Genomic DNA, 16,160 nt, shown 5'->3' with positions numbered 1-16,160 from the left:
GGATCATGAGCACCTCCCTCGTCGACCAGGTCAACGCCGCGCTCGCCACGGTCAACGACCCCGAGATCAAGCGCCCGATCACCGACCTCGGCATGGTCGACTCGGTGGCGGTCGACGACACGGGTCTGGCCAGCATCACGGTGCTGCTCACCGTCGCCGGCTGCCCGCTCAAGGACACCATCAACCGCGACGTGACGGCCGCGGTCACGAAGGTGCCCGGCATCTCGGGCGTCGACCTGACCCTCGGGGTGATGACCGCGGAGCAGCGCGCCGGCCTGAAGGAGATCCTCAGCGACGGCAAGGCCCAGCGCGAGATCCCCTTCGCCCAGCCCGGCTCGCTCACCAAGGTCTTCGCGATCGCCTCGGGCAAGGGCGGGGTCGGCAAGTCGTCGGTCACCGTCAACCTCGCGCTCGCCATGGCCAAGCAGGGCCTCAAGGTCGGCGTGGTCGACGCCGACATCTACGGCCACTCCGTGCCGGCGATGCTCGGCGTCGCCGACTCCCGCCCCACCCAGGTCGACGACCTGATCATGCCGGTGCCGACCTCGTCGGGGGTGTCGGTGATCTCCATCGGCATGCTCAAGCCGCGCCGCGACCAGGTCGTGGCCTGGCGCGGACCCATGCTCGACCGGGCCCTGGTGCAGATGCTCGCCGACGTCTACTGGGGCGACCTCGACGTGCTCCTGCTCGACCTGCCGCCCGGCACCGGCGACGTGGCCATCTCGCTGGGCCAGCACCTGCCCGGGGCCGAGGTGGTCGTCGTGACGACCCCGCAGGAGGCCGCGGCCGAGGTCGCCGAGCGCGCGGGCACCATGGCCTCGATGATGCACCAGCGCGTCGTCGGCGTGGTCGAGAACATGAGCTTCCTGCCCTGCCCGCACTGCGCCGCGGAGGGCACCGAGCACCGGCTGGAGATCTTCGGCTCCGGCGGGGGCGCCCGGGTCGCCGAGACCCTGTCGTCGCGGTTCGGCTACGACGTGCCCGTCCTGGGCCGGATCCCCCTCGACGTCTCGCTGCGCGAGGGCGGCGACGTCGGCAAGCCGATCGTCGACGCCGACCCGACCGCCCCGGCCGCGGAGGTCCTCACCGCGGTGGCGACCCGCCTGGCCGGTCGCGGTCGCGGACTGGCCGGCATGCAGCTCGGCCTGACCCCGACCGCTAAGTTCTAGTCCGTGCCTGGATTCGCCGAGCTGGCCGTCATCGCGCTGGTCGCGATCCTCGTCTTCGGCCCCGACCGTCTCCCCGACCTGGCCAAGCAGGCCGGGCAGATGGTGCGCAAGGCCAAGGAGTTCGCCAACTCCGCGCGCGACGAGCTCCGCGACGAGCTCGGCCCCGAGTTCTCCGACCTCGAGCTGCGCGACCTCGACCCGCGCGCGATCGTGCGCAAGCACATCATGGAGGCCATGGAGGAGGCCGAGCAGGAGGAGAAGCGGCCCAAGCGGCCCGGCCTCCGGCCCCTCGCCGACGGCGAGCTCCCGCCGTACGACGTCGACGCCACCTGAGCGGGCCCGCCCGCGTCAGTCGCGGCTCTGGACCGCCGCCAGCGCGGCGAAGGACACGAGCGCCGTCCGGTCGACCCCGGTGAGGACCTCGGCGAAGTCCGACCCGACCCGCTGGAGCACGCCCTCGTGCCGGGCTCCGTCGACGAGGTGCAACAGGCAGCGCTCGCGCGCGTCGGCGAGTCGGCGCAGCGGCGAGCCGAGGCCGAGCCGTGAGACGGGCGACCAGGCCACCTCGGGCACCGAGCGCGCCGAGGCACCGCGCACGACGTCGACGGCCCGGGTGCGCACCACCCAGTCCTGGGCCGCGCCGCCGACCACCACCCAGTCCGCCGCCACCCGCTCGAGCACCCCGGTGACCGCTCCGACCCCGCGCACCTCCAGCGCCACCGGCAGTCCCACCGACGCCATGAGCCGGCTGGCCAGCGTCACCTGCTGGTACTCCGCCCGGGCACGGTCGGCCAGCTCCACGACCCGCTCGGCGTCGTAGGCCGCCTCCGCCTGCTGCTCGAGGTCGTCGAGCACCGTGAAGAGCTGCTCCTCCCAGGACACGAGGCAGATCCTGCCCCACCCGTCTGTGGAGCGACGGTTGACTAGACCACGCAATCGACGTCAAATGATGCAAACAGACGCAAACGCAAAGGTCTCTCGGGATGTCCTCGTCGTCGATCGTCCGCTGCACCGTGGTGTGGGCCCTGGTGGCCGCCACCACCGTGGCGCTCACCGCAGCCCTGCTGCCCGGTCTGCTGCCCGGGCTGCTGTCCGGCGTGGCCCGGCCCGCCGTCTGGGCCGACCGGGGCTTCGAGGACCTGCTCGTGGCCGGCTGCAGCCTGGCGCTGCTGGGATGCGGCTGGTGGGCGCTCCTCGCGACCACGGCCGTGGTCACCGACGTGCTGCGCGGGCGGGCCGGGCACCGCACCCGCGGCGTGCCCGACGTGGCCCGCCGCTGGGTGCTCGCGGCGTGCGGGCTCGCCCTGGCGGGCACGACCGCCGCCGGCACGCTCGTGCCCGCCACGGCCGCACCGGGCGCCGACGTGCCCGGGCGCCAGGGCCAGGCCCAGTCCGCCCAGACCGCCCAGACCGCCCAGACCGCACCGACCGCACCGGGCCGCGGCCCCGCCGACGAGCGTCTGCTCACCGGGCTGCCCCTGCCCGAGCGGGCGGTCGGCACGCTCGCGGCCCGCCTCGGCGGCACCGCGCCGGCGTCCACGACCGTCTCCCCCGGTGACAGCCTCTGGACCCTCACCGCCTCGGCGCTGGAGCGGGCGGGCCGACCGGCCACGCCCGCCGCCGTCGCCGCCGCCTGGCCCCGGGTCCACGAGGCCAACCGCAGTGTGGTCGGGCCCGACCCCGACCTCATCCACCCGGGCCAGCGCCTCGTGCTGCCCGCACCCCCGACGAGCCCCGGCCCGACGCCGGGTCAGTGAGGAGCACCGCCATGACCGGATCCGTCGCCCGCAGCACCAGCAGCCGGCCCAGCAGCCGGCCCAGCAGCCGGCCCAGCACCCGTCACAGCACTGTCGTGCCGCTACGCGCCCCCGTGCCGGTGGAGGCCGTGCAGGGCACCCTCGCCCTCGACCTGGCCCCCGACGACCTGCCGCCCACCGCGCCGCGGAGCACCCGACCCGCCACCGCCTCGCCCGCGTCGGTCCACCGCATCGACCAGCGCGCCCGCCGGGAGGCCGAGCGCTGGGCGTGGCGCTACGTCCAGGCGGTGGTGGAGATCGTGGGCGGCGACCGACCGGTCTCCCAGCTGCTGTGCTGGACCGACCGTCAGGTCTACCTCGACCTCGCGCGCCGCGCGCTGCTCGTGGCGCGCGCCGGGGACCACCAGCCCGGGGTGGCACGGGTCCAGCCCGTGCGTCCCCAGGTGCGCAGCGTGCACGCCAGCGACGTGCGGCCCGGGGTGATGGAGGTCAGCGCCCACGTGCGGTACGGCGCGCGCTCCCGCGCGGTCGCGGCGCGCTTCGAGGAGCGCCGCGGCCGCTGGACCTGCACGGCCCTGGAGTTCGCCTGAGCCCGGCCCGCACGGGCCAGGCCGGCTCAGCCGTTGACCCGGGTGGTCAGGCCCGTGGGCCCACCCTCCGCGCCGTGGCACTGCTTGAACTTCTTGCCCGAGCCGCAGGGGCACTTGGCGTTGCGCCCGGTGCCGGCGAACTCGTCGTCGCCCGCGGGCCCGCTGACGACCTCGGCCTCGCCGTCCTCGGCCGGCGCGGAGTACGCCAGTCGCTGCGGCGTCGTGGGCTCCAGGCCCTTGGCCCGGATGTGCGGCCGCGCGGCGGCCTCGGCCTCGGACTCCTCCTGCGCCGGGGCGCCGGCGGTCACGGGCGAGCGCAGGCCCTCGGCCACGCCGAGCACGGGGGCCGCCGGCTCCTCCTCGACGGTGACCTCGAGGTTGAACAGGAAGCCGACGGCCTCCTCCTTGATGCCGTCCATCATCGCGGCGAACATGTCGAAGCCCTCGCGCTGGTACTCCACGAGCGGGTCGCGCTGGGAGTAGGCGCGCAGGTAGATGCCCTCGCGCAGGTAGTCCATCTCGTAGAGGTGCTCGCGCCACTTGCGGTCGAGCACCGAGAGCAGCACCCGCCGCTCGAGCTCGCGCATGACCTCGCTGCCGACCTGGGCCTCGCGCTCGTCGTAGGCGGCGTGCGCGTCGGCCTTGAGCGCCGTGACGAGGTCGTCGCGGTCGATGTCCTCGCGGCTGCCGGCCTGCTGCTCGAGGTCGGCGATGGTGACGCCCACCGGCCAGATCTGGCCGAGGTCGGTCCACAGCTGCTCGAGGTCCCACTGCTCGGAGAAGTCCTGCGTGGCGCCGGTGACGTAGCCGGTGACCACGTCGTCGAGGAAGGTGCGCACCTGCTCGGCGAGGTCGGCCCCCTCGAGGACCTCGCGACGCTCGCCGTAGATGACCTGGCGCTGGCGGTCCATGACGTCGTCGTACTTCAGGACGTTCTTGCGGGACTCGAAGTTCTGCGACTCCACCTGGCCCTGGGCGTTGGCGATGGCGCCGGTGACGCGCTTGTTCTCGATCGGCACGTCGTCGGGGATCCGCAGCACCTGCAGCACCCGGTCGACCCACTCGGACTTGAACAGCCGCATCAGCTCGTCCTCGAGGGAGAGGTAGAACCGCGACTCCCCCGGGTCGCCCTGGCGACCGGAGCGACCGCGCAGCTGGTTGTCGATGCGGCGCGACTCGTGGCGCTCGGTGCCGACGACGTAGAGGCCGCCGAGCTCCTTGACCTCGTCGTGCTCGGCCTTGACCTGCTCGCGGATGCGCTCCACGGTGCCGGGCCAGGCGGCGTCGTACTCCTGCGCGGTCTCGCCGGTGGGCTCGAGGCCCTGCTTGCGCAGCGCCTCGTCGGCGAGGAACTCCACCGAGCCGCCGAGCATGATGTCGGTGCCTCGCCCGGCCATGTTGGTGGCGACCGTGACGGCGCCCTTGTGACCGGCCAGCGCGACGATCTTGGCCTCGTCGGCGTGGACCTTCGCGTTGAGCACCGAATGCGCGATGCCCAGCTTGGTCAGCTTCTTGGACAGGTGCTCGGACTTCTCGACCGACACCGTGCCGATCAGGACCGGCTGGCCCTTCTCGTGCCGCTCGCGGATGTCGTCGGCGACGGCGTCGTACTTGGCCTCCTCGGTGCGGTAGACCAGGTCGCCCTGGTCGATGCGCGCCATGGGGCGGTTGGTCGGGATCGGGACCACGCCGAGCTTGTAGATCTTGTCGAACTCCGAGGCCTCGGTCATGGCCGTGCCGGTCATGCCGGAGAGCTTCTCGTAGAGGCGGAAGTAGTTCTGCAGGGTGACGGTGGCCAGCGTCTGGTACTCCTCGCGGACCTGGACGCCCTCCTTGGCCTCGATCGCCTGGTGCAGACCGTCGTTGTAGCGGCGCCCCGCGAGCATGCGGCCGGTGTGCTCGTCGACGATGAGCACCTCGCCGTTCATGACGACGTACTCCTTGTCGTTGTGGAACAGCTCCTTGGCCTTGATGGAGTTGTTGAGGAACGAGATCAGCGGGGTGTTGGCCGACTCGTAGAGGTTCTCGATGCCGAGGTGGTCCTCGACCTTGGTGATGCCCGGCTCCAGGACCGAGATGGTGCGCTTCTTCTCGTCGACCTCGTAGTCGACGTCGCGCTCGAGGCGGCGGGTGATCTTGGCGAACTCGCCGTACCACTTCACCTCGTCCTGGGTGGGGCCGCTGATGATGAGCGGGGTGCGGGCCTCGTCGATGAGGATCGAGTCGACCTCGTCGACCACGGCGAAGAAGTGGCCGCGCTGCACGCAGTCCTCGATGGAGGAGGCCATGTTGTCGCGCAGGTAGTCGAAGCCGAGCTCGTTGTTGGTGCCGTAGGTGATGTCGCAGGCGTAGGCCTCGCGCCGCTGTGCGGGGCGCATGTCGGGGAGGATCACGCCGGTGGTCAGGCCCAGGAAGTGGTGGATGCGGCCCATCTGGTCGGACTGGTACTTGGCCAGGTAGTCGTTGACCGTGACCACGTGCACGCCCTTGCCGGCCAGCGCGTTGAGGTACGACGGGAGCACCGCCACCAGCGTCTTGCCCTCGCCGGTCTTCATCTCGGCGATGTTGCCCAGGTGCAGCGCCGCGGCGCCCATGACCTGCACGTCGAAGGGGCGCATGCCGGTGACGCGGCGCGAGGCCTCGCGGACCGTGGCGAAGGCCTCGGGCATGATGTCGTCGAGCGTCTCCCCCGCGGCGAGTCGCTCCTTGAGCTCCACGGTCATGTGCTGGAGCTCGGCGTCGCTCATCGCCTCGAAGTCCTCCTCGATGGCGTTGACCGCCTTCGCGACCGCCTCGAGCTGTCGGAGGATCTTGCCCTCGCCGATGCGAAGGAGCTTGTCGAGGATCACGGGCACCGGGGTTCACTCCTAGCTGGGGCCTAGCGGTAGTCACAGGCGGATCCACCTTACCCAGGGGGGTGGCTCGGCCCTAACCGGCCAGGGCCGAGCGCAGCTCACCCGCGAGGTCCCCGAGCTCGCCCACGACGACGTCGGCCAGGCCGAGCCAGCCGGCCAGCGCGCGCAGCTCGGCCGCGAGCTCGGCGGCGGTCTCCTCCGGGGCGCCGGGCTCGGCCCACGCCGCGGGCACCCGGAGCAGCCCCGCTCCCCCGGCTGCGCGGCGGTCGGCCTTGAGGTCGACCCGCGCGACGATCTCGTCGCCGAGCAGGAAGGGGAGCACGTAGTAGCCGTGGCGCCGCAGGTGCGCGGGCACGTAGATCTCGATGCGGTAGTGGAAGTCGAAGAGCCGCTCGGTGCGCTCGCGCTCCCACACCAGCGGGTCGAAGGGGCTCAGCAGCGCTCGGGCCCGCACCGCACGGGGCCGCCGCGCGCCGACGTGCAGGTACGCCGGGCGCGCCCAGCCCTCGACGGCGACGGGGAGCAGCTCGCCGCTCTCGACGAGCGTCTCGACCGCGGGGCGCACCTGGTCGACGTGCATCCGGTAGTAGTCGATCAGGCAGCGCTGGGTCGCCACGCCGTGGGAGCGCGCGGCGCGGCGCACCAGCTCGAGGTGCTGCTCGGCCACGGGCGGCGTCGGCAGCGCGAGGACCTCCGGCGGCAGCACCCGCTCCGGCAGGTCGTAGAGCACCTCGAACTGCCGGGTGCGCCCGGCGATGGCGACCTCACCGGTGGTGAACAGGTAGTCCAGGACCCTCCGGGTCGAGGACCAGTTCCACCCCCAGTGGTCGCGGCTCTCCGGGCCGGCGTCGCCGCGCCAGCCGGCCACCTGACGGGCGGTGGCGGCGCCGTGGGCGGCCAGCCGCGCCAGCACGTCGGCCTCGAGGCCGGGGTTCTCCTCCAGCACGCTCCACTTGCCGCGCCGGGCGCGGTAGTGCGCACGACGGTGGGCCATGTGCGGCCACAGCTCGACCGGCATGAGGGCCTGCACGTGGGCCCAGTACTCCACGACCCGGCGCGGGCGCTGCTCGGAGGCACGGCGCAGCAGGTCGGTGTCGTAGGCGCCCATGCGTGACCACAGCGGCATGTAGTGGGCGCGCTGGAGCACGTTGACCGAGTCGACCTGAAGCACGCCGGTGCGCTGCAGGGTGCGCTGGAAGGTGCGCATGGTCGGCACGGCGGGCCGCGGGTCGAGGAAGCCCTGCGCGGCCAGCGCGATCCGGCGGGCCTGGGCCCGCGACAGCGAGTCGGTCACCGGCCTCAGGGCAGGTCGAGGAGCTTCTCGCGCACGGCGTACATGACCGCCTCCATGCGCGAGTGCAGCTGGAGCTTCTCCAAGATGTTGCGCACGTGGTTCTTCACCGTGTTCTCGGAGATGAACAGGTTGCGGGCGATCTCGCGGTTGTTCATGCCCTTGGCCACGAGCCGGAGCACCTCGAGCTCGCGCTCGGTCAGGCGCAGGCCCGGCACGTGCTCGCGCTCGGGGCGCGACATCTGCTTGAACTCGTCGATCAGCTTGACCGCCATCGACGGGGAGATGAGGGACTGACCGTCGGCCACGACCCGGACGGCCTGGGCGACCTCCTCGATGGAGGAGTCCTTGAGCAGGTAGCCCGAGGCGCCGCTCTTGACCGCCTCGTAGAGGTCGGCCTCCTCGTCGGAGACCGTGAGCATGATGATCTTGGCCGACGGCACGGCCTCCTTGATGGCCAGGCAGGCCTCGATGCCCGAGCGCTTGGGCATCCTCACGTCGAGCAGCACGACGTCGGGCGCGACGGTCGAGGCGACCGTGGTGCCCTCGACGCCGTCGCCGGCCTCGCCGACCACCTCGATGCCGTCCTCGATCGCGAGGAGCATGGTCAGGCCCCGGCGGAAGAGCTCCTGGTCGTCGACGACGATGACCCGGACGTCCTCACGGGGGGCTGGGGTGGGGTCTGGCACGAGCGCATCATGGCACGTCCGGGCCCCTCGCGGGGCCCGGACGGACCAGGTGGGCGGGTGCTCGGGGCGGGCGGGGCTCAGTCCTCGCCGAGGTCCTTCCCGAGATCGAGGGAGATGACGCCGTAGTCGTAGCCGCGACGGCGGTAGACGACCGCGGGCCGCTCGCTGTCCTTGTCGACGTAGAGGTAGAAGTCGTGCCCCACGAGCTCCATCTCGTAGAGCGCCTGGTCGAGGGTCATCGGGCTGGCCGGGTGGGTCTTCTCGCGCACGACGAGCGGTCCGTCGCCGGTGACGGTGATCGGGCCGACCTGCCGCTCCTGCACGGCCTCGTCGTCGGGGGCGAGGGTCTCGGGCTCGGTGACGTCGGCGAGGGCCTGGCCCACCGAGACCGGGGTGCGGCGGCCGCGGTGCACCCGGCGCCGGTCGGCGGCGCGGCGCATCTGGGCGGCCATCTTGTCGAGGGCGAGGTCGAGGGCACCCATCTTGTCGTCGGCCGCGGCCTCGGCGCGGATGACGGGGCCCTTGGAGAAGGCGGTGAGCTCGACGTGGACGGCCCGGTCGTGCTGCCGGGGGTTGGGCTCGCAGTCCACCTCCACGTGGACCCGCATGATCCGGTGGTCGTGCTTCTCGAGCCGGGCGAGCTTCTCGGAGACGTGACTCCGGAAACCCTCCTTGATCTCGCAGTGACGTCCGGTGACCACAACTTCCATGTGAACCTCCTTGTGCGCGCCCGGGGGCGCGCCGTTGGTGTTGCTCAGCTCCTGGGTACGCCCTCCTGGGGGCAGGCGGACGCCCGGGGCCCGCGGGCCCCGGTGCGCGAGACGGGCTCTCGCCCCAGGGATGGAGTCCGCCCGGCCGACCTGGTCTTCGACCCCACACTCGCCTGCTGAGGCTCCCGCAGCTTCTCTGCCACTACCGGCCTTCTCCCGCCGACGGCCGCATCTGACGGCCGGGACGAGGCAGGACTTACGACTAAGCCGCACCGTGCTCGTCGCCGCGCCGGGGGCGGACCCCCGGACGACGACTTACGTGGACCGTTTCGCCTGCGACTGGCATCGGCTTGCCGCTGACGCGTCCGGGCTGACCGGAGCGTCCTTGCGACGCAACCACGGACCCGGGCGGACTCCATGACGAGACACTAGGGGAGGCCGGGACCCGACGAAAGGGACGATCGGTCGAGTTCAGCAAACTCTTCGGATCGGCCCCGACGAGCCGGAGCCCGGCGGCGGGTCGCGGCGACGGTCGCCACCGCGGCCACGCCGACGCCGACGGCCTCCAGCGCCCGCTGCGCCTCCCGCGCGGTGACGCCCGTGGTGAGCACGTCGTCGCACAGCACGACGCGCACCCGGCGCGCCCCCACGCGGACGCCGAGGCGGCGCAGCCCCGGCGTGGGGCAGGTCAGCGACCCGGCGAGGTTGGCCGCCCGCTCGGCGGCCCCGAGACCGGCCTGGTCGACCAGGCCGGGGCGCGTGCGCAGCAGGGGCGCCACCTCGACCCGCGCTCCCCCGCCGCGCAGGGCGGCCGCGGCCACGCGCACCATGGCCAGCGTGGGGTCGTGCCCGCGGGCCCGCACGCTGGCGGGGCGCGAGGGCACCGGCACGAGCACGACCACCGCGTCCGCAGCGTCGGACGCACCGGGGCCGGACCCCAGGGCGGCGGCCGCGGACCGCGCGAGCAGCCGCCCCAGCGGGGCGCGCAGCGAGAGCAGCCCGCGCTCCTTGTGCCCGAGCACCAGCTCGCGCAGCAGGTCGGCGTAGGCGCCGCACGCCCAGGGGGTCACCAGCCCGGGCGGCACAGGGTCGGGCCAGGTCACCGCGGCCGCGGTGGGCAGGGTCGCGCCGCAGGGCGCGCACAGCAGCCGTCCCGGGCGCGCGCAGCCCACGCAGCTGCTGCCCAGCAGCAGGTCGGTGACGGCGTCGCGCAGCAGCACCCCACGATCGCACCATCCGCGAGGGCGGCGGGCAAGCGCGACCGGGCCGGCCTGTGGAGGACCCGCGGGTCGCGCCGCGCTAGCCGACGTAGGCCAGCGAGCCGACCCCGTCGGCCAGCGGGCGGGCCGCGGTCGGCAGGCCGGTCAGGTCGACCAGCCCGTCGGGGGTGAGGGCGTAGAGGACCTCCCCGGTCACCGGCGACCCGGCCAGCCCCGACGCGCGTCCGAGGGTCACCGACAGCCCCTCGGGTCCCGGGGGCGACCCGTCGACGCCGACGGCCCCGACGCGGGTGGTCTCCGGGCCCAGCCGCTGCATCACCGCCACGCTGGTCGGGCTGCGCCAGGCGACGTCGACGATGCGGCCCCGGCTGCCCTCGTCGGGACGCAGCTGGACCGGTCGGGTCACCCGCAGCACCTGGCCGCGGTCGTCGTAGCGCACCCGCGAGACCAGCAGCCGGTCGCGCTGCGGGCCGCGCACGACCGCCACGACGCGGCTGGCGTCGCGCGAGACGAGGAAGCGGCGTACGTCGGAGCCGCTCACGCCCGGCACGGTGACGCTGCGGCGGCGCTCGCCCACGAGCACGGAGACCTCGGCGCCGTCGGCGCCACGGTCGACCAGCCAGAGCCGGTCGCTGTGGTCCCAGGCGGGGGCGAGCAGGTCGGTGGCGCCCGGGACGACGCGCACCACCTTGCCCGAGCCGCGCACCGGCGCGGTGACCAGCGAGGTGCCGCCGTCGACGACGCCGGCCACGGTGGTGGCGGTGAGGTTGACCGCCACGCTCGAGACGCCCACGGCCCGCGAGCCCAGCGGGCCGTCGACCGGCGCGAGCGTGTCGGGGCCGCCGGAGACGAGCAGGCCGTCGCGCAGGCCGTAGAGCAGCGAGCTGGACTGGAAGCCGACCGGGGAGTAGAGCGCCCCCTCGGTGACGCTGAAGCGGCCGTCGCCGCCGGGCAGCCGCACGGGCTGGCCGTTGACGCTGAGCTGCACGGCCTCGATGCGGGGGTCCTGGCGCAGGGTCCAGGCCAGCTGGGCCAGCAGCAGCTCGGTCTCGCGCTCGGAGGTCGGCGGGGTCGCGGGACCGGTGAGCGACACCTGCGCCACCCCGTCCTCGGAGACCGGCACCGACAGGTCGACCTCCAGGCCCGGGGGCAGGAAGGTGCTGCTCACCCCCGACGCGCCGCGGCCGGGGCCCTCGACCAGGCCCTCGACCAGGGAGCTGGCGAAGGTGTCGTCGACGGGGGCGTAGACGGGCTCGGGCACCAGGATCTCCGCCAGCGGGTCGACGAAGTAGAGCGAGACCTGGCGGAAGCGCTGGTCGAACCAGCTGTCGGGCACCACGAGCGCGTCGGGCGGGTCGCTGATGCGCAGGTCGCCGTCCTCGACGCGCACGGTGAAGGCCAGCTGGGAGCGCGCGGCCGAGAGCCGGCCCTGCCAGGCGCCGCGGGCGTCGAGCTCGGCGGCGCCGGTGAGCGCGACGACGACGCGGGTGCTGCCCTGGGGCAGCTGGCGGTCGTCGTAGGTGATGGTCGCCTGCTGGGGGTTCCAGGCCGCGGCGGCCTCGCGGGTGAGGTACTCCGAGGCCGTGGCGGTGTCGATGGGGCTGGCCTGCATGGCCGCGAGGAAGCCCTCCACCACCTCGGCCGCCGACATGCCCGGCTGCGGGGCGGGCGGGTCGATCGCCGGGGCGGCGCCCTCGTCGGAGGTGCTCGACCCCGTGCCGGCCTCGACGACCGGGCCCTCGTCGGGCAGCCCGACGCAGGCGGTGGCCAGCGGGCCGACGAGCAGCAGCGCGAGCACGGCGAGGAGCGCGCGCGCCCGGCTGGTCACCGGGCGGTTCACCGGGCGGGTCACCGGGCGGGTCACCGGGCGGGTCACCGGGCGGGTCACCGGGCGGGTCACCGGGCGGGTCACCGGGCGGGTCACGGGGCGGTTCACGGGGCGGGTCACACCGTCTCCACGGCGTCGTCGGGGATGAGCACGATGGGGCTGCGGCGCAGGGACGCGCCGGCGTGACGGGGCAGGGTGAGGCGGAAGTGCGCCCCCTCCCCCGGGCGGCCCCAGGCCTGGAGCCAGCCGCCGTGCAGGTGGGTGTCCTCCAGCGAGATCGACAGCCCCAGGCCGGTGCCGCCGCTGGTGCGCGCGCGGGCGGGGTCGGCGCGCCAGAAGCGGTTGAAGACCATGGCCGACTCCCCCGGCGCCAGGCCCACGCCGTGGTCGCGCACCGCGACGGCGGCGGCGTGGTCGTCGGCGGCGACGCGCACGACGACCTCGACCGGCCCGCCCGCGTGGCGCGCGCCGGCGTGGTCGATGGCGTTGGTGACCAGGTTGCGGACGATGCGCTCGACCCGGCGTACGTCGGCCTCGGCGAGGCAGGGGTGGTCGGGGGCCTCGACGAGCAGCACGACGTCGCGCTGGGCGGCGAGGGGGCGGGTGGCCTCCACCACGCGGTGGGCGACGTCGACGAGGTTGACGTCGTCGAGGTCGAGCACCGCCGCGCCGGCGTCGAAGCGGCTGATCTCGAGCAGGTCGACCAGGAGGGTCTCGAAGCGGTCGAGCTCGGTCTGGAGCAGCTCGGCGGCGCGACCGGTGACGGGGTCGAAGTCCGCGCGGGCGTCGTGGAGCACGTCGCCGGCCATGCGCACCGTGGTGAGCGGCGTGCGCAGCTCGTGGGAGACGTCGGAGACGAAGCGTCGCTGCACGCGGCTGAGCTCCTCGAGCTGGCGGATCTGGCGCTGCAGGTTGGAGGCCATCTGGTTGAACGACGTGGCCAGCCGCGCCAGGTCGTCCTCCCCGGTGACGCGCAGGCGCTCCTGGAGGCGACCCGCGGCGAGCCGCTCGGCCACGCGCCGTGCGAGCCGGATCGGGGTGACGACCTGCCGGGTCACCAGCCAGGTGACGCCGGCGACCAGCACCAGCAGCAGCGCGCCCGCGGTGAGCAGGGCGCGGGTGACCAGCGCCAGGGTGTCCTCCTCCTCGCTGAGCGGGAAGAGGAAGTAGAGGGTGTAGGTCTCACCGTCGGCCGGCAGCCGCACCTGCGAGCCCACCACGACCCCCGGCTCGCTCGACACCGGCTCCCCACGCTCGTCGAGGCGGGTCAGCTCGGTGTAGGTCCAGGCGATGCTGGAGGAGGTCGCGAAGTGCCGCACCAGCGAGTCGGGCACGCTGTCGCGGTCGAGCCAGGGGGTGTACGTCGCGCCCGCTCCCGTCGGGTCGGCGCCGACCGGACCCGCCAGCACCACCGCGAAGCCGCGGGTCTCGCCGCGCGAGATGATCGGCTGCACCAGGTCGCGCTGCTGGCCGACGGCGTCGAGGTTGAGGTTGATGGCGGCCTGTAGCCGCTCGTCGGCCTCGCCGGTCTCGCTGCCGACCTCGGCGAGCACGGCGTCGACACGGTTCTCCAGGAGCCCGTCGCGGGTCTGCTGGAGCAGGAACCACCCGACCACGCCGACCACGGCGGCCGAGAGCAGGACCGTGCTGACCACCACGCGGGCCTGGATCGAGCGGCGCCAGAAGGTGAGCGCGTGGCGCAGCCCGACCGGCAGGCGGGAGGCCGCCGGCAGGCGGGGCCAGGAGGACGCCACGTCGGCCCTAGGCCGTGCCGGCCTTGTAGCCGACACCCCGCACGGTCACGACGATCTCGGGGTTCTCCGGGTCGTGCTCGACCTTGGAGCGCAGCCGCTGCACGTGCACGTTGACCAGCCGGGTGTCCGCGGCGTGGCGGTAGCCCCAGACCTGCTCGAGCAGCACCTCGCGGGTGAAGACCTGCCAGGGCTTGCGGGCCAGGCAGACCAGCAGGTCGAACTCGAGCGGCGTGAGGCTGATGGGCGCACCGCCGCGGGTGACGGCGTGGCCGGCGACGTCGATGGACAGGTCGCCGATGTCGAGGGTCTCGGCCTGGGAGGTGGCGTCGAAGCGACGCACCCGCGCCCGGATCCGGGCGATGAGCTCCTTGGGCTTGAAGGGCTTGACGACGTAGTCGTCGGCGCCCGACTCGAGCCCGACGACGACGTCGACGGTGTCGCCCTTGGCGGTGAGCATGACGATCGGCACGCCGGACTCGGCGCGGATCTCCTTGCACACGTCGATGCCGTCCTTGCCGGGCAGCATCAGGTCGAGCAGCACGAGGTCGGGGCGGTAGTCGCGGAACTGCTCCACGGCCAGGTCGCCGCGGGTGCACATGCGGCTGTCGAAGCCCTCCTGGCGCAGCACGATGGTGAGCATCTCCGCCAGCGACGCGTCGTCGTCGACGACGAGGACCCGCCCCTTGGTGGTGTAGTCGCTCGGGCTCGCTGCCTGGCTCATGGCTCCATCCTGCACCCTGACGGGCGCGGGCGGGCCGGCGTGGTGCCGGCCCGCCCGCTCCTGCTCAGTAGCGGTACTGCTCCGACTTGTAGGGACCGGCGACGTCGACGCCGAGGTAGGCCGCCTGCTTGTCGCTGAGGGTGGTCAGCCGCACGCCGAGGGCGTCGAGGTGCAGGCGGGCCACCTCCTCGTCGAGGTGCTTGGGCAGCACGTAGACCCCGGTGGGGTACTCCACGGGCTTGGTGTAGAGCTCGATCTGGGCCAGCACCTGGTTGGTGAAGGAGTTCGACATGACGAAGCTCGGGTGGCCGGTGGCGTTGCCGAGGTTCATCAGGCGCCCCTCGGAGAGCACGATGATGGCGTGCTCGTCGCGCTCGCCCGCGGCCGGGAAGGTCCACACGTCGACCTGCGGCTTGACGTTCTTGCGCACGATGCCCTCGAAGGACTCCAGGCCGGCCATGTCGATCTCGTTGTCGAAGTGGCCGATGTTGCCGAGGATCGCGTTGTGCTTCATCCGCTGCATCTGCTCGACCGTCACGACGTCCTTGTTGCCGGTCGCGGTGATGATGATGTCGGCGGTGTCGACCACGTCGTCGAGGGTCGCGACCTGGTAGCCGTCCATGGCGGCCTGTAGGGCGCAGATCGGGTCGATCTCGGTCACGATGACGCGGGCGCCCTGGCCGCGCAGCGACTCCGCGGAGCCCTTGCCGACGTCGCCGTAGCCGCACACGACCGCGACCTTGCCGCCGATGAGGACGTCGGTGGCGCGGTTGATGCCGTCGACGAGGCTGTGGCGGCAGCCGTACTTGTTGTCGAACTTCGACTTGGTCACCGAGTCGTTGACGTTGATGGCCGGGAAGAGCAGCGAGCCCTCGCGCATCATGTCGTAGAGGCGCAGCACACCGGTGGTGGTCTCCTCGGTGACGCCCTTGATCTCGCCGGCGATCTGGGTCCAGCGGTCGGTGCTCTCGGCGAGGCTGGCGTTGAGCGCCTCGAAGATGATCCGCTGCTCGTGGCTGGTGGCCGAGGCCGGGTCGGGCGCCTCGCCCCTCTTCTCGGCGTCGACCCCGAGGTGCACCAGCAGGGTGGCGTCGCCGCCGTCGTCGAGGATCATGTTGGCGAAGCGGGGCTGGCCGTCGGCACCGGCGGGCCACTGCAGCACCTGCTGCGTGCACCACCAGTACTCCTCGAGCGTCTCGCCCTTCCACGCGTAGACCGGGACGCCCTGGGGGTCCTCCGGCGTGCCGTGCGGGCCCACCGCGACGGCGGCCGCGGCGTGGTCCTGGGTGGAGAAGATGTTGCAGGAGGCCCAGCGGACCTCGGCACCGAGCGCGGTGAGGGTCTCGATGAGCACCGCGGTCTGGATGGTCATGTGCAGCGAGCCGGTGATGCGGGCACCCGCCAGCGGCTTGGCGTCGCCGTAGCGCTCGCGCATCGCCATGAGGCCGGGCATCTCGTGCTCGGCCAGCTGGATCTCGGTGCGGCCGTAGTCGGCCAGGGAAAGGTCGGCGACCTTGAAGTCCATCGGTGTGTCTCCTCAGGAGGGGTGGAGCCAGGTCTGCGTCGCGCATCTGCG

At 73.3% G+C, this 16,160-nt stretch carries 14 protein-coding genes; 4 read left to right on the top strand and 10 right to left on the bottom strand.

Annotated features, from left to right (window positions below; genetic code table 11):
• Positions 1-5: 5 nt before the first annotated feature.
• Both ASF50_RS05720 and ASF50_RS05715 read left to right on the top strand, forming a co-directional pair.
• Positions 6-1,169 (top strand): Mrp/NBP35 family ATP-binding protein, encoded by a 1,164-nt coding sequence (locus tag ASF50_RS05720; RefSeq protein ID WP_056863974.1) that lies wholly within the window; start codon positions 6-8, stop codon positions 1,167-1,169.
• Positions 1,170-1,172: 3 nt separating this feature from the next.
• Complete coding sequence (locus ASF50_RS05715) at positions 1,173-1,502, top strand: sec-independent translocase (protein WP_056863973.1); 330 nt, start codon at positions 1,173-1,175, stop codon at positions 1,500-1,502.
• A gap of 15 nt (positions 1,503-1,517) precedes the next feature.
• Here the strand turns inward: ASF50_RS05715 and ASF50_RS05710 are convergent, their stop codons facing one another.
• Entirely contained in the window at positions 1,518-2,051 is a 534-nt protein-coding gene (locus tag ASF50_RS05710; protein ID WP_056903737.1) for a hypothetical protein, read from the bottom strand.
• A gap of 101 nt (positions 2,052-2,152) precedes the next feature.
• Between ASF50_RS05710 and ASF50_RS18365 the strand changes: the two genes are divergently transcribed.
• Both ASF50_RS18365 and ASF50_RS05700 read left to right on the top strand, forming a co-directional pair.
• Complete coding sequence (locus ASF50_RS18365) at positions 2,153-2,926, top strand: LysM peptidoglycan-binding domain-containing protein (RefSeq protein WP_082502785.1); 774 nt, start codon at positions 2,153-2,155, stop codon at positions 2,924-2,926.
• 11 nt (positions 2,927-2,937) lie between these two features.
• The gene (locus tag ASF50_RS05700) at positions 2,938-3,516 is read left to right on the top strand and encodes an Rv3235 family protein (protein ID WP_156718115.1); all 579 of its coding nucleotides are present in this window, start codon (positions 2,938-2,940) and stop codon (positions 3,514-3,516) included.
• A 26-nt stretch (positions 3,517-3,542) separates the two neighbouring features.
• On the opposite strand, the gene secA is transcribed toward ASF50_RS05700, so the two are convergent.
• The 9 genes from secA to ahcY all read right to left on the bottom strand — a co-directional run bounded on the left by secA (position 3,543) and on the right by ahcY (position 16,109).
• On the bottom strand, positions 3,543-6,371 hold the full coding sequence (secA, locus tag ASF50_RS05695) for a preprotein translocase subunit SecA (protein ID WP_056863970.1): 2,829 nt from the start codon (positions 6,369-6,371) through the stop codon (positions 3,543-3,545).
• Between the two features lie 73 nt (positions 6,372-6,444).
• Positions 6,445-7,665 carry a winged helix-turn-helix domain-containing protein gene (locus ASF50_RS05690; protein ID WP_235557563.1) on the bottom strand — a complete coding sequence of 407 codons (1,221 nt, stop codon included), beginning with the start codon at positions 7,663-7,665 and terminating at the stop codon, positions 6,445-6,447.
• Positions 7,666-7,670: 5 nt separating this feature from the next.
• A complete protein-coding gene (locus tag ASF50_RS05685; RefSeq protein WP_056863968.1) occupies positions 7,671-8,351 on the bottom strand; it encodes a response regulator in 681 nt (226 codons plus the stop codon).
• 77 nt (positions 8,352-8,428) lie between these two features.
• The gene (gene hpf, locus ASF50_RS05680) at positions 8,429-9,061 is read right to left on the bottom strand and encodes a ribosome hibernation-promoting factor, HPF/YfiA family (protein WP_056903734.1); all 633 of its coding nucleotides are present in this window, start codon (positions 9,059-9,061) and stop codon (positions 8,429-8,431) included.
• Between the two features lie 428 nt (positions 9,062-9,489).
• On the bottom strand, positions 9,490-10,281 hold the full coding sequence (locus ASF50_RS05675) for a ComF family protein (RefSeq protein ID WP_056863966.1): 792 nt from the start codon (positions 10,279-10,281) through the stop codon (positions 9,490-9,492).
• Positions 10,282-10,360: 79 nt separating this feature from the next.
• The gene (locus ASF50_RS05670) at positions 10,361-12,229 is read right to left on the bottom strand and encodes an LpqB family beta-propeller domain-containing protein (protein WP_056903733.1); all 1,869 of its coding nucleotides are present in this window, start codon (positions 12,227-12,229) and stop codon (positions 10,361-10,363) included.
• A complete protein-coding gene (gene mtrB, locus ASF50_RS05665) occupies positions 12,226-13,863 on the bottom strand; it encodes an MtrAB system histidine kinase MtrB (protein WP_056903732.1) in 1,638 nt (545 codons plus the stop codon). The genes ASF50_RS05670 and mtrB overlap by 4 nt, the downstream gene beginning before the upstream one ends.
• A 7-nt stretch (positions 13,864-13,870) precedes the next feature.
• Entirely contained in the window at positions 13,871-14,584 is a 714-nt protein-coding gene (mtrA, locus tag ASF50_RS05660) for an MtrAB system response regulator MtrA (protein ID WP_056863963.1), read from the bottom strand.
• A 64-nt stretch (positions 14,585-14,648) separates the two neighbouring features.
• The gene (gene ahcY / locus ASF50_RS05655) at positions 14,649-16,109 is read right to left on the bottom strand and encodes an adenosylhomocysteinase (protein ID WP_056863962.1); all 1,461 of its coding nucleotides are present in this window, start codon (positions 16,107-16,109) and stop codon (positions 14,649-14,651) included.
• Positions 16,110-16,160 lie beyond the last annotated feature (51 nt).

The organism is Nocardioides sp. Leaf307, assembly GCF_001423135.1.
Lineage (GTDB): Bacteria > Actinomycetota > Actinomycetes > Propionibacteriales > Nocardioidaceae > Nocardioides > Nocardioides kribbensis.
This window is presented reverse-complemented; position numbering and strand designations above follow the sequence as displayed.

What these genes read in the sequence shown, in the direction of transcription:
- ASF50_RS05720 (WP_056863974.1), top strand. Translation starts at nt 6, where the DNA reads ATGAGCACCTCCCTCGTCGACCAGGTCAACGCCGCGCTCGCCACGGTC.
- hpf (WP_056903734.1), bottom strand. Translation starts at nt 9,061, where the DNA reads ATGGAAGTTGTGGTCACCGGACGTCACTGCGAGATCAAGGAGGGTTTC.
- mtrA (WP_056863963.1), bottom strand. Translation starts at nt 14,584, where the DNA reads ATGAGCCAGGCAGCGAGCCCGAGCGACTACACCACCAAGGGGCGGGTC.
- ASF50_RS05700 (WP_156718115.1), top strand. Translation starts at nt 2,938, where the DNA reads ATGACCGGATCCGTCGCCCGCAGCACCAGCAGCCGGCCCAGCAGCCGG.
- ahcY (WP_056863962.1), bottom strand. Translation starts at nt 16,109, where the DNA reads ATGGACTTCAAGGTCGCCGACCTTTCCCTGGCCGACTACGGCCGCACC.
- ASF50_RS18365 (WP_082502785.1), top strand. Translation starts at nt 2,153, where the DNA reads ATGTCCTCGTCGTCGATCGTCCGCTGCACCGTGGTGTGGGCCCTGGTG.